Origin of the sequence: Bradyrhizobium sp. (assembly GCF_027307225.1) — a bacterium.
In the GTDB taxonomy this organism is placed as follows: Bacteria; Pseudomonadota; Alphaproteobacteria; order Rhizobiales; family Xanthobacteraceae; genus Bradyrhizobium.
In genome coordinates, this window is record NZ_DAHUXJ010000126.1 from 1 (window position 1) to 12,703 (window position 12,703).

Consider the following 12,703-nt stretch of genomic DNA (forward strand, 5'->3'; position numbering starts at 1 on the left):
CCGTGACCTGGTTCATCGCCCGCCGCAGGGACTATCCGAAAATGCCGCGGGCGACGCTTCGTGAGCAGGTGAAAGCGTTCCGCGAGAGCTTCTGGGGTCTGGCGCTGATTGCAATCGTGCTCGGCGGCATCTACGGCGGCATCTTCACGCCGACCGAAGCGGCCGCGGTCGCCGCCACCTACGCCTTCTTCATCACCGTATTCGTCTACAAGGAGCTGAAGTTCAGGGAAGTCGGCAAGGTGCTGTTGCAGGCCGCCAGCATGTCCTCGATGCTGCTCTACATCATCACCAATGCGGTGCTGTTCTCCTTCCTGATGACGCACGAGCAGATCCCGCAGGAAATGGCGGCCTGGATCATCGACAAGCATTTCGGTGTCTGGACCTTCCTGCTCGTCGTCAACGTCATCCTGCTCGCCGCCGGCAACGTCATGGATCCGTCATCGATCCTTCTGATCATGGCGCCGATCCTCTATCCGCTCGCGACCAAGATCGGCATCAACCCGGTGCATCTCGGCGTGCTGATGATCGTCAATACCGAGGTCGGGCTGTGCCATCCGCCGGTCGGTCTTAACCTTTATATCGCAAGCGGCATTGCCAAGATGGGGATCAGCGAGATTACAATCGCCGTGCTGCCCTGGCTCCTGGCGATGCTCGTCTTTCTCGGCCTCATCACTTACGTGCCGGAGATTTCGCTGTGGCTGCCGCACCTGCTCGGCATGATCTGAGTGTCAGGCGGGATCACTATTGGAGTGTTTCCAATCGTGAACGGAATTAATTCTTGGTAAGGGGAGCGTCTCTTGCCGAACCGTAAGTTGATTGCGGAGACGCCTTTGCCCATGCTCCCAGCCACCTTCAAGGGAGGTTGACATGAGAAAGTTTGCTATCGCCGGAATCGCCGCCCTTGTCATTGCCGGCACCACCGGGGTGTATGCGCAGCACGAGTGGTTCCGCGGTCACATGGGCCACCACCATGTGCGGATGAGCCCGGAAGACCGCGCCGCGATGGCGGATGCGAAGATTGCAGCCGTTCATGCCGGCCTGAAGCTGACCGCCGATCAGGAAAAGCTCTGGCCGCCGGTCGAGAGCGCGGTCCGCGATCTCGTCAAGGCCCGGATCGACCACGCCAAGGAGCGGGAAAAGGCGCGCGAAGCTGCCGCCGCGGCCAACGATGGCGATCAGGCGGCGAAGCCCGATCCGGTAACGCGCCTGCGCAATCGCGCCGACAGAATGGCTGCGACGGCGGCGGCGCTGAAGAAGATCGCCGATGCGGCTGACCCGCTCTACAAGACGCTGGACGACGGCCAGAAGCGGCGGCTTGCCATGCTGACCCATCATCACGATCACGACGGCGAAGGCTGGCGCGAGCGCTTCGAGCACCGGTTTGGCGGCGACCGCGACCGCGGGCAGGATTCCGAACGGTTGTAATCGGGTTAAAAACTTCGTCGATCGGCACATCACCTTCCATCGGCCGCCCGTCAGCTTCCGCCCGGGCGGCCGAAATCCGGCGGATTTTCCGACAGTTACCCACCCCCGATCTGGCCGGGAAAAGCCCACAGGCTTGCTGGACATCGTCAGGTCGCTTTGCTAAACGACCGGCTCTTGCGATGGCCCATTTCCGGACCGGTTCCGGGCGCATAGCTCAGTTGGTAGAGCAGCTGACTCTTAATCAGCGGGTCCCAGGTTCGAGCCCTGGTGCGCCCACCAAGCAAGTCAAATACTTAGCCAAACCAGAACGTGAACAAAGGGACCTCGTGCGACACTTGTTTGTCGCACGCGTGCGACATTCGAGCTATTTACGCCAGTCCCTACTTCGAAATGAACGCCACCCGGATGTCGGTCCGAAGGTTACTAGAGCTCCGATTCCGAAGTTCGCAAGCTATTGCGGCCCCTCTGATGCGAACTTCGGAATCAAAGGAGCTCTAGCAACTCATTGATTTGAGTAGCGGCTTTGAATTTGAAGTTCCTATGACGAACTCGCGGCGAAACTGATAGGAACGTCAAATTCGCCGCGCTAGATCCAATCAAGAAGCTTTCCTTCATCGACGAAGTGCAACGAGCACTTGCCAATCGTTGACGCCGAGCCGGCGCATCAATCGCTCCTGCGGCTTGGCGGATCTGCGATCGGGTCCAGCCGGCCGAGCAGGAAGACGTAGGCGATGATGCCGACGATCAGAACGACACCGGCGGTCAGGAATGCTCCGGTAAACGACTGCGTAGCGCCGACGATGTATCCCGTCGTCACCGGCGCTACGGCGCCCATCAGATTGTTCAAAAAATTCATGATCCCGCCGATCGTACCCGTTCCACCGCGAGGCGCGATCAGCGAAGGTATCGACCAGCCCACCGGCGCGGCCGCCGCCAAACCGCTCAACGCGATAGAGATCCAGACGACCGCCCAGACCGGACTGGTGGTGCGGGTGGCGCCAAACACGGCGAGGCCCAGCAGCATGCCTGCCACGAGCACGGTCTTGCGAATGGGCGTTTCAGGAAAGCCCCGTGCGATCAAATGATCGATCAGCCAGCCGCCCACGACGAGATCCGCAACCGTGGCGCAAGCCCAGGGGATTGCAGTGTAGCCGGCGGACTTAAGAATGCTCATGTGCATCGTGTCCACGAGATAGTTCGGCAACCAAGTCAGGAACAAATAAAACGAATAGCCATAGGCCGCGAACCCGATGGTAAGTCCCCATACCTTCCGATTGCGCAGGAGATATCCGAGCATGCCGAACTCGCCACCCTGCGCAGGCCCTTCAGGCGTGGCTCCGCCCTCGCGGATGTATTCACGTTCCTCCGCGCTCAGCCGAGGATGTTGGCTTGGATCTCGGTAGACGATTACGAAGGCGAGAAAATACAAGAAGCTCAGGGCGCCCGTGATGCCAAACCCCCAGCGCCATCCGAAATGCACGACGGCCAAGGCCACGAGCGGCACTCCGATCACATTGGAAAATTTCGCCGCGGCATCGAAGATCGATGTCGCAAACGCCCGTTCCTGGCGTGGAAACCAGTAGCCCGTTGCCTTCGAACTTGCCGGAAAGCCTGGCGCCTCGGCGACACCGAGCAGGATGCGCGCGCCAAAGATACTGCCGAATCCGCTGGCAAAAGCAGTCAGGGTGGAAAAGAGAGACCAGAAAAACGTGCTGACGCGATTGACACGCGTGACGCCGAAGCGGTCGAGGATCATGCCGGTAGGAATTTGCAGCAGCGCGTAGGACCAGAAGAAGCCACTAAGGAGCCAGCCTAGTTCGCCGTCGGTCAGGCCGAAGTCATGCTTCAGCTGCGGCGCGGCCACGGAAAGATTAATTCGGTCAAAATAATTTATCAGAACGCCGACGCCGAGCAACACGCCGATGCTCCATCGCAGCCTGTGGTTGCGTTGGGAAGAGGCTGCTTTTGTCTCAACCTTTTTCATCTTGTCGAACTGATGTTGGCAAGCGAACCTTGGCGATCAATGTCCTGAGGCGGTTCTTGCGAGATGCGATCATTGACGGCGCGTGCAACGATTCCAGTGCGTTCCAACCAAACCGAAACGAGAGCTTGCCGTGACAAGAGAGCTACCTCCCGATACCCGCCCCCGGTCGAACTGCCGGCCACCAGCAAGGCGGACCGCCAATAAAACATCTACACGTGCAACGTTCGTGAACAGCGAGCGTTCCAGTCTATGCAATCGACCGGGGACATCGTCTTATGATCGTCAGCGAATTTGTTTGGCGTCGATTGTCCGAATGAGGATTAAAGCGCGTATGGATGTCCGGGTGATGTCGGTGGTCTCGACGTTGCGCGAGAAGGCCATAGGTTCTTGGAGCGGTGGTTTTGGGTACGGCGTCCAATCGTCCGGGTTGGTCACCATGCGCAGGCGACGCGGTTCGCTGCCATGCATCTCGCTCTGCGGATAAGTTTAGGCCCTAAAGCTCTCCAGTTTCCTTGTGGCGACAAAGGACGGCCCTATTTTTCATTCGAACTTTCGGTTACGCTGGCAAAGGCGTAGTCCGTTACGTTTGGTGAAGTCATCGCTACACCAACGCATCCGGCGGAATTCCTTCATGTTTCGCGGGCTGGATTTGGGTCTGATCCGGCAGCGATCCTGATCGAGTCATTCGCGCGCAGCAATGGCGCCGCGCCCACAGTCGACCTGGCGATCAGGAGTGGGCACGGTCACCAAGTTGGTCAGCATTACTGACCTGATTGCATTGTCATCGGTTCACCATCTTTGGTAGTCAAACTCCCTCCCCGTACGCTATCGGCGTCGGGCAAGGGGTGTGCACCAGCGGCCTGAATCATTTCATCGGCGGTGTTGGCCGGAGGGTCGAACGTGCCGACAGGCTGTTTGTGCAATGAGAAGCCGACGCATACTCGACTGCAGCCGCCGCTCGCGTCCAACGTCCTTAAAAAAGCAATGGGAGAAATGTCCATGAGGAAGCAGTGGCGTCAATCCAGCTTCTATATCGCGACGATAGCGGCGCTCGCCGCCTCGCCGGCGTTCGCGCAAGGCGTCGATACGGCGCGCATCGATGCCGGCGGCCAGAATGACTGGCTGACCTATCACGGTTCGTACCGGTCGTATCACTATAGTCCGCTTGCCCAGATCAACCCCGGCAACGTCGCCAATCTGAACGTCGCCTGGATTCATATTCCGGGCCGCTCTACTCGCGGGTTGCAGTCGATGCCGCTCGTGGCCGATGGCGTGCTTTACTACACCGGCTCCTATAGCCGCACCTTTGCGCTGAACGGCGCCACGGGCGAAGTGATCTGGTCCTACTTCCCCGAGCTCGACGAAGGGTTGATCGCACGACAGACGCACTCGCCGTACAACCGCGGCGTCGCAATCGGCGAAGGCAAGGTCTATGTCGGCACCATGGACGGGCGCCTCATCGCGCTCGATATGAAGACCGGCAAGGTCATGTGGGACACCAAGCTGATCGATTCCCAGAAACTGACCGTCGGCTTCACCGGTGCGCCGCTCTACGCCAAGGGCACGATCGTGATCGGCGCGCAGGGCGGCGAATGGCCGGGCCGTGGGCCGATCTTTGGTGTCGACGCCGCAAGCGGCAAGAAGAAATGGGAGTTCCTGACGGTAGCCGGCACCGACGAAGCAATGAAGACCTGGGGCAACGACTCCTGGCGCACCGGCGGCGGTGGCGGCTGGATGCCGGGAACCTACGACTCCGAGACCAACACAATTCTGTGGGGCACGGCCAACCCGGCGCCGCTCTACGACTGGTCGGGAAGCGATTACAAGACGCAAGGCGCGCGCCCGGGCGACAATCTCTACACCAGCTCGGTGATCGGCCTCGATGTCGATAGCGGCAAGCTGAAATTCTATCATCAGGAGCTGCCGCACGATACCTGGGACTTCGACAGCGCCGTCGGCGAATTCGTGATGCTGGATCGCGACGGCCAGAAGTACGTGGTGCATCCCAACAAGAGCGGATACATCTTCGTCTATGACCGCAATCTCGGCCTCAAGAACGTCTGGCGGATCACGCAGAACAGCAACTTCGTCAAGAACATCGATCCCAAGACGGGCGAGTTGATCGGCCGCCGTGACTTCTCCGCAGGCAAGGTCGCCGAGCCGCTCTGCCCGCACATTTCCGGCGGCGTCAGCTGGAACGCAGGCTCCTACGATCCGAAGACGGGCCTCTACTACAAGCTCGGTCAGGAATGGTGCATGACGCTCGACATCGTCAAGACGACGCCGATCGTGGCGCCCCAGGCCCAGCTCAACATCGGCGCCGACTTCAAGATCGCGCCGCCCCCGGGCGGCCAGATCTATGGTCACCTCGACGCCCGCGATCCAATCACGGGGGCCAAGAAGTGGGAAGTTCGCTTCCCCGAGCCTCCGCTCGCCAGCGTGCTCTCGACCGGAGGCGGCCTGGTGTTCGTGCCCGACTCGCGCGGCACGCTTCACGCCTACGATGCCGAATCGGGGACGGAGCTTTGGAACCATGGCGACGGCACCGGCCATCAGGGCGGCATCATCAGCTATGGCGTCAACGGCAAGCAGTACATCGCGGTCGTGGCCGGCTTCGGCGGCATGGCCTCCGATGACTACGCGCCGACCTTCGGCGGCGTCTACAAGAGCATGCCGCGCGATGACGGCGCGCTCATCGTCTACAGCCTGAAATAGGCAGCCAGCAAACGAATGTGGAGAGCGGCGTTGCGCCGTTCTCCACATGTCGAAGCGCTGATTGGGCTCCCGATAGCTGGATGTGGCGGGCATGAAATTGAACTGGAATAGCTTGTTGAATCGGAAGATTTCGGCATTGTTGCCGCTGATACTCGCCACCTCGCTTACGGTCTCAGCCACGCCCGCTCGCGCCGAGCAGCCTGCCGCCCCCGCGGGGCAGATCGATGTCCCGCAGCTGTTCGCAACGACCTGCGGCTGGTGTCACTCCGACGGTGGTCGCGCTGCCGGCAAGGGCCCTCAGCTCATGGACACCAAACGCGACGACGACTTCATCCGCAACCGCATCAAGAACGGCAAGTCGGGGGCGATGCCGGCCTTCGGGGCCACCTTCGACGATGCGCAGATTGACGAGATCATAAAATACATCCGGGCTCTCAAGCCGGACCAGGGTTGAGCAGCGAAACAGGATCAACACATCGGACATATCATGAAGATCATTCTTCCCCTCATGATCGGCGCCCTGCTCGGGCTGACCGATCTGGCGCAGGCCCGATCGCTCGATGCGATTCGCGAGTCCGGCACGCTCGCGCTGTGCGCCCATCCCAACTCGCTGCCATTTGCCAGCAAGGCCGGCGATCCGCCCGGCTTTCAGATCGAGCTGGGAAAGGCCCTTGCCCACGAACTTGGCGTCTCGCTCAGGCCTGACTGGATCATCACCCAATACCAGATGCGCAGTGCGGGCTGCGACATCGTCCTGGACGTCATCGCGGATCGCGAGGCGCAGGGCGAAACCAACCTGAAGATTTCAAAGCCGTATTACCGCACAGGTGTCGCGCTCGCCGTGCTTCCGACGAGCCGGCTCACCTCGTTCAGGAGCCTCAACGAGCGAACCAAGGTCGGTGTCCTGGTCGGATCGATCGCGGCCATGACGCTCGGGCAACGTCACGTGCCGACATCGACCTTCGGGTTCGAGGTCGACAGCCTGGAGGCGCTCGCCAATCACGAGATTGACGCCGCGGCGGTCACGCCGACGATGGCGAGCTATTTCAACGAGACTCATCCGGACAACGCGGTGCGTATCCTGGGTCTCGACGACAGCGAGCCCAACCTCTCCTGGAACGTCGCGGTTGGCATGGTCCGGCCGGACGATGCCTTCCGAAACGCGGTCGATCAGGTCATGGAGCGGCTCAGTGCCGACGGTACGATTGAGCGCATCTACCACCGTTACGGGGTGAGCTTGCAGAAGCCGAAATAGGCGAGCGGACGCCTTGCGGCTGCCCGCTTAGTTTGCGATTGCAGAGCTCGACTGCTCCAAGATGAAACGGGCTGCTCGTTCGCCAATCATCATCGTCGGTGCATTCGTGTTCCCGGAAACCAGACGCGGCATGATTGACGCGTCCGCAACGCGAAGTCCCTGGACCCCGTGCACTCGCAAATCCTCCGAGACAACCGCCATCGGATCGCTGGATGCGCCCATCTTCGCAGTGCCGGACGGATGAAACACGGTTTTGGAGATCGAACGCACATATTCGCCAAGCGCGTCCATGTCTTTCTCGATCCCGGGTTTTGGCAGAACGCGACGCTTCACCAAGCGGGCCAGCGACGGCGCTTCCGAAATTCGAAGCGCGATCTGGACGCCCCGCACGAGTGTATCGACGTCAGCCTGTTCGGCAAGCGAGTTGGCGATGAACAATGCGGTGTCGGCCGGATTCGAAGAGCGCAATCGGACGGACCCGCGCGACTGCGGTCGCAAGACGCAGGGGTTGATTGAGATGCCGTGGCCTGCATCCGCCAACCGATCGGCAAAGCCAGTGAAGATCGGCAGCACATGGAACTGAACATCCGGTTCGCCGGTTCTCGCCGTATCGACGAAGCCACCGGCCTCCACGACCGTTGATGTCAACAGACCGGTCCTGGTCAGAACGTACTGCATCATGTGTGAAACGGCCCTGAGCCCCTTGTCTTCGCCGAACATCGAGATCGGATCCCTGGTCTCGCACTGAACAGTTGCCTCGAGATGATCCTGGTAGTTCTCGCCGACCCCCGGCAGATCGACGACACAATCAATGCCGTGGTCGCGCAGATGGGCTGCCGGCCCAATGCCCGAAAGTTGCAGAATTTTCGGCGTTGCCAGCGCACCAGCGGTCAGGATCACCTCGCGCCGCGCGTTCACGGTCGATCCATCCTCAAGCCGCACGCCGGTCGCTCGCTTGCCCTCAAAGAGGATCTTGTGAACGCGGCTTCCCGTTCTGACCGTTAGATTGTCACGGCGCTCGGCTTGCCGAAGAAAAGCCCCGGCTGAGCTGCGTCGGCGCCCGCTACGGGTCGTCGTCTGATAGAACCCAACGCCCTCCTGCCGTCGCCCGTTAAAATCCTCGTTGTACGGAATGCCGGTCTCCTGGGCGGCGCGGATGAACGCCCAACACAACGGATGACCGAAGGCTCGGTCCGAAACCGTGAGTTCGCCACTGACACCGTGATATTCGCCGGAAAGCCGCTGATTGTTTTCGAGATCGCGAAAGACCGGAAGAACCTTGTCGTAGCTCCAATTGCGACAGCCGAGCTGTGCCCAGGTGTCGTAATCCTGCCGAGAACCGCGAATGTAGACCATCGCGTTCACGGAACTGCCGCCGCCGAGCACGTGGCCCTGCGGCACGATCGACGACCGGCCGTTCAAGCCTTTCTCCGGCTCCGAAGCGTAGAACACCGCGTCGCGGCCCTTTTCGAGAACCTTGAAGAAGGTCGCTGGAATGTGGATGTATTTGTCCGTGTCGCGTCGTCCACTTTCGATCAGCAATACGCGGTTTCTCGAATCCTCCGACAGACGCGAGGCGACGATGCATCCGGCCGAGCCGCCGCCTGCGATGATATAGTCGTACTCTTGCATGTCACACCCCAAAGCGCTCGCCTGGGCCTTATGGTTTTAGCGCCGCCTCGACGACGAGCCTGGAATCGGTGAACTGCTCAAAGCGCACGACCCGGCCATCGTCCATGGCGCCACCATCGACCAGTCGCTCTCGCGCTCTGGTGCCCGGCATGGTCAAATGGGCTCTGTTCCCTTGTCGTAAATCATTCTGGATTTCATCCGGATGAACGCGCCGGCGGGCTTGTTTTCGATTCGACCGTCGCTGGTGACGCCAAGAAACTTCCCGGTCGAGCGCATGGCGTCCCAATTGTAGAAAAAGATGGAAGCGACGGGGATGATGAACTCGCGAAAGCCGAACACATATTGGTTCTGGTCGAATTTGTAGGCCGTCGTCAGGTCGACGTCGCCATGGCCACGCTGCACGCCGACGAGATTCTGCCAGGCATAGCGCTGCGAGTTCAAATAGACGTGCTCGTAAATATGTTGCGGGCTGTACTCGTAATGCGCGGTACGCCCGATCAGATCCCTGGTTGGCGCAGGCTCGACGCCTGAAGGGGGCGTAGCGGAAACGCCGAGGACACCGGGCGTATAGACCTGCATCACCCGCGGCTCGCCCAACGCTTCATCCGCGGGCCGCACCCGCTCGCGCACCGACAACACGCGGCGGGTCTTGACGTTGACGATGAAGGCTTCGTCCTCGTCCGGCCTGGCTGCGAACGTCATGTTGATGAAGAATGCGTCCGCGGCCACATTAACTGCCTCGTACCAATCTCTTCCGCCGGCGCCGCCTTCGGTCCATGCGACCCTGTTTGACGAGACGAATTTCAGCCGCACCGCGCGCGCGTTGCTCAGCGTGATGTCCAGTGTCTCTCCGGAAAGCGTATCCGTGGCCGGCAGCCGGTTGGCGGCAATGCCGGCGGCGAAGTCTTCGAAATTCTTCCAGTCGGCAGGCCTGCTCGCTTGTTCCTGTTTCATCTCGCGCTCCTGTTCACTCGACGAAGGCCAGCGTCGGAAGATCGACGACGGTCGCGCCGCCGTCCACGGTCACGATCGATCCGTTCATTGCGGTTGCTTCATCCGAGGCCAGAAAGCAAATGACGTTGGAAACCTCGTCCGGCGTTGCCGGCCGGCCAAGCGGCACGTCCTTGCTCACCAATCGATAGGCCTCTTCAACCGAGGACAGCCGGCGCTTCTCGACAAGGACCTGCATTTGTTCGTCGGCCATCGCCGTCGTCACCCAGCCCGGACAAACCACGTTGGTCCGTACGCCCTTGCGGCCATAGTCGCGCGCCAGCGACTTGCCGAGCCCGACACAGGCATGTTTCATCGTGACGTAGCCGGCGGCCTCGGGACCGGCGGCCAGACCCGCAATCGAAGCGACGATGACGATTGTGCCCTTTCGCTCGATCAGATCGGGAAGCGTCTCGCGTGCGCAAACAAATGCCGTGTCGAGATTGAGACGTGTCGATTCCGCCCAGGTCTCGTCTGTCATTGAAATCGTCGGGCCCACGCCATGGCCGCCGGCGTTGGCGATCAGTATGTCCAGCTTGCCAAACTTGTCGTGGATTTCCGCCAATGCCGTGCGCACGGCTTCGCCGTTGGCGGCATCGCTCGGCAGGACAAGACAGCCGGTTTCATCGGCCAGCGCGCGCAATGGCTCCCGCCGCCGGCCCATGACGGCCACCCGTGCCCCCTCGGAAGTGAGGCGCCGCGCCACCGCCGCGCCGATTCCGGTGCCACCCCCCGTGATCAAGGCGGTTCGTCCTGCAAATCTCATCGTCTTCCCTCCAACATCAGAAGGTTCGGCTCGCTACGATCCACGCGGGGGCCTGTGGGAGACAGGGATCAAATCGCCCGGAACAACGCGGCGCAAAAGGCCCCAAATCCCGCGTGGTTCGATCAGGACCATCGCGATGGACACCCCGCCCAACACGATAAAGTGCCAGACACCCCAGCTTTGCAGATATTCGCGGATCAGAAAGAACACGAATGTGCCGATAACCGGACCTTCGAAGCTGCCGACGCCTCCGATGACAACGATGAAGATGATATAAACCGTCCAGTCGATGATGCTGAATGAAGCGGCAGGCGCAATCCGCAACTTCTGCAGCGTGATCAGCGCGCCGGCAAGACCGAGGAAGGGTGCGGCCCACAAGAAGCAGATGACACGTGCGCGAAACAGATTGACGCCGACCGCCCCCGCCGCCTCTTCATTGTCGCGCATGGCCGTCAGGCCGATGCCGGTGGCCGAGCGCATCAGGAAATAAGTTGCGGCCATGGCGGTAACCGCCAGGATGAGCGCCATCCAATAGATGGTCGTAAATCGCTCTGCAATGTTGCCGCCGAATTCGCGCACGACCGAGACCGGCAGGCTGATGCCGAGACCGGCGCCAAAAGCGTCGATCTTGCCGGCGCCCAGCATCATCACCTCGGCGAGTACCCATGTTCCGACCGCCAAATAAGCGGCGCGGAGACGGAAGACGACGATCATCGCGGGCAGCGCGAAAACAAGCGTGGTCAATCCAGCGAGCAGGATCGCGGCATAGGGGCCTACATCCGTGAACACTGCGAAGGCATAGAAGGCGTAGCAGCCGATGCCGACGAAACCATGCTGGCCGATGGTGACGATGTCGGCATAACCGGCCAACAGGTTCCACATCACGGCGAGAACCAGCAGGCACAGGAGTTCCGTGATGACCTGCAAGTCGGCCAGATCGAAAATCCACGGTGCGGCAACCAGCATCGCGGCCAACAGCACCAGAACTCCTCGGCCGATCAGGACCAGCAGCCTCTTATCGAACTGAAAAGTCACGTTTCGCACACCGGTCATTTAGGAAACAGGCCTTATTTCGGAAACAGGCCCTGCGGCCGGATCAGGAAAACGGCGAGAAACACCAGGTGACCGGCGAGCAGTTGCCAGCCGGCATCGACCTGCGCACCGAGGCTCTGGGCGATGCCCACGATGATGCCGCCCGCCAGTGTGCCCCACAAGCTGCCGAGACCGCCGAGCACCACCGCCTCGAAGGCGACGAGCAGGCGGCTGGGCCCGGACGTCGGATCGAAATTCGTCCACACGGACATGAAGCCGGCACTGAGCGCGACCGTGACGCCGACGATGCCCATCGCGACGGCATAGATGTGCGCCGACCGCAGGCCAACCAGATTGGCGCTGGCGACGTCGTCGGAAACTGCGCGGATACGGGCGCCGAGTCGCGTCCGATAGAGCAGCAGGTCGAGGGCAAAGACGAGAGCGACGGCGAACACAAAGATCGCAAGAGGCAACATGCCGATGTTGATGCCACCGGCCAACTGGATGGTCTCGGTTTCGATGCCGCCACCCTGAATGAGGCGCGTATCGGCGCCATAAATGCCCTGCAGCGCGTTCTGGATGATCACCGAAAGGCCGAACGTCACCAGCACGATCGACAGCACGCCCTGGCCGAGCACGCGCTGGAGCAGCAGCCTTTGCAACAGGTAACCGCCGACAAAGGCGACCGGCACGACGATGGCCGTGGCGACGAGCAGTGGCACGCCTAGCCTGGTCGTCAGCGTCAGCAAGAGGAATGAAACCAACACGATCAAATCGCCATGTGCGATGTTGACGAAGCGCATGATTCCGACCGACAAAGACAGGCCGATGGCGAACATCGCATAGAGTCCCCCGAGCAAGATGCCCTGGATGATCTGGTTTGCCCAAGCGCCGGCCACGATTC

The 12,703-nt window shown here is 60.9% G+C and carries 12 protein-coding genes and 1 tRNA gene; 6 read left to right on the forward strand and 7 right to left on the reverse strand.

Translation table 11 applies throughout. From position 1 onward, the window contains the following. The 3 genes from M6D32_RS21105 to M6D32_RS21115 form a co-directional block, all read left to right on the forward strand. The coding region (locus M6D32_RS21105; protein ID WP_298259856.1) for a TRAP transporter large permease subunit at positions 1 to 725 on the forward strand (725 nt) is incomplete at its 5' end. 142 nt (positions 726 to 867) lie between these two features. Then, positions 868 to 1,425 carry a Spy/CpxP family protein refolding chaperone gene (locus M6D32_RS21110; RefSeq protein ID WP_298259858.1) on the forward strand — a complete coding sequence of 186 codons (558 nt, stop codon included), beginning with the start codon at positions 868 to 870 and terminating at the stop codon, positions 1,423 to 1,425. A 203-nt stretch (positions 1,426 to 1,628) separates the two neighbouring features. Beyond that, positions 1,629 to 1,704 (forward strand) — tRNA-Lys (locus M6D32_RS21115). Between the two features lie 385 nt (positions 1,705 to 2,089). Here the strand turns inward: M6D32_RS21115 and M6D32_RS21120 are convergent. Beyond that, complete coding sequence (locus M6D32_RS21120) at positions 2,090 to 3,409, reverse strand: MFS transporter (RefSeq protein WP_298259860.1); 1,320 nt, start codon at positions 3,407 to 3,409, stop codon at positions 2,090 to 2,092. 999 nt (positions 3,410 to 4,408) lie between these two features. Here M6D32_RS21120 and M6D32_RS21125 point away from each other — a divergent pair. The 3 genes from M6D32_RS21125 to M6D32_RS21135 all read left to right on the forward strand — a co-directional run bounded on the left by M6D32_RS21125 (position 4,409) and on the right by M6D32_RS21135 (position 7,379). Beyond that, positions 4,409 to 6,124 carry a PQQ-binding-like beta-propeller repeat protein gene (locus M6D32_RS21125; protein ID WP_298259862.1) on the forward strand — a complete coding sequence of 572 codons (1,716 nt, stop codon included), beginning with the start codon at positions 4,409 to 4,411 and terminating at the stop codon, positions 6,122 to 6,124. A 115-nt stretch (positions 6,125 to 6,239) separates the two neighbouring features. Beyond that, positions 6,240 to 6,578, forward strand: a complete 339-nt coding sequence (locus M6D32_RS21130) for a cytochrome c (protein ID WP_298259864.1) — start codon at positions 6,240 to 6,242, stop codon at positions 6,576 to 6,578. A gap of 33 nt (positions 6,579 to 6,611) precedes the next feature. Continuing rightward, entirely contained in the window at positions 6,612 to 7,379 is a 768-nt protein-coding gene (locus M6D32_RS21135; protein ID WP_298259866.1) for a transporter substrate-binding domain-containing protein, read from the forward strand. A 27-nt stretch (positions 7,380 to 7,406) separates the two neighbouring features. Here the strand turns inward: M6D32_RS21135 and M6D32_RS21140 are convergent, their stop codons facing one another. From M6D32_RS21140 to M6D32_RS21165, 6 genes are read right to left on the reverse strand one after another with little or no spacing between them, the layout of a single operon-like run. Beyond that, a complete protein-coding gene (locus tag M6D32_RS21140; protein ID WP_298259868.1) occupies positions 7,407 to 9,011 on the reverse strand; it encodes a GMC family oxidoreductase N-terminal domain-containing protein in 1,605 nt (534 codons plus the stop codon). 28 nt (positions 9,012 to 9,039) lie between these two features. Next, positions 9,040 to 9,162 (reverse strand): hypothetical protein, encoded by a 123-nt coding sequence (locus M6D32_RS21145; protein WP_298259870.1) that lies wholly within the window; start codon positions 9,160 to 9,162, stop codon positions 9,040 to 9,042. 2 nt (positions 9,163 to 9,164) lie between these two features. Beyond that, positions 9,165 to 9,965 (reverse strand): MoaF C-terminal domain-containing protein, encoded by an 801-nt coding sequence (locus M6D32_RS21150; RefSeq protein WP_298259872.1) that lies wholly within the window; start codon positions 9,963 to 9,965, stop codon positions 9,165 to 9,167. Between the two features lie 13 nt (positions 9,966 to 9,978). Beyond that, on the reverse strand, positions 9,979 to 10,767 hold the full coding sequence (locus M6D32_RS21155; protein WP_298259874.1) for an SDR family oxidoreductase: 789 nt from the start codon (positions 10,765 to 10,767) through the stop codon (positions 9,979 to 9,981). 33 nt (positions 10,768 to 10,800) lie between these two features. Then, complete coding sequence (locus M6D32_RS21160) at positions 10,801 to 11,802, reverse strand: branched-chain amino acid ABC transporter permease (RefSeq protein ID WP_298259876.1); 1,002 nt, start codon at positions 11,800 to 11,802, stop codon at positions 10,801 to 10,803. Between the two features lie 32 nt (positions 11,803 to 11,834). Further along, positions 11,835 to 12,698 carry a branched-chain amino acid ABC transporter permease gene (locus M6D32_RS21165; protein WP_298259878.1) on the reverse strand — a complete coding sequence of 288 codons (864 nt, stop codon included), beginning with the start codon at positions 12,696 to 12,698 and terminating at the stop codon, positions 11,835 to 11,837. Between the last annotated feature and the right edge of the window lie 5 nt (positions 12,699 to 12,703).

Coding starts and splice junctions, on each gene's coding strand:
- M6D32_RS21125 (WP_298259862.1), top strand. CDS start 4,409: ATGAGGAAGCAGTGGCGTCAATCCAGCTTCTATATCGCGACGATAGCG.
- M6D32_RS21135 (WP_298259866.1), top strand. CDS start 6,612: ATGAAGATCATTCTTCCCCTCATGATCGGCGCCCTGCTCGGGCTGACC.
- M6D32_RS21155 (WP_298259874.1), bottom strand. CDS start 10,767: ATGAGATTTGCAGGACGAACCGCCTTGATCACGGGGGGTGGCACCGGA.
- M6D32_RS21145 (WP_298259870.1), bottom strand. CDS start 9,162: ATGCCGGGCACCAGAGCGCGAGAGCGACTGGTCGATGGTGGCGCCATG.
- M6D32_RS21150 (WP_298259872.1), bottom strand. CDS start 9,965: ATGAAACAGGAACAAGCGAGCAGGCCTGCCGACTGGAAGAATTTCGAA.
- M6D32_RS21140 (WP_298259868.1), bottom strand. CDS start 9,011: ATGCAAGAGTACGACTATATCATCGCAGGCGGCGGCTCGGCCGGATGC.
- M6D32_RS21110 (WP_298259858.1), top strand. CDS start 868: ATGAGAAAGTTTGCTATCGCCGGAATCGCCGCCCTTGTCATTGCCGGC.
- M6D32_RS21120 (WP_298259860.1), bottom strand. CDS start 3,409: ATGAAAAAGGTTGAGACAAAAGCAGCCTCTTCCCAACGCAACCACAGG.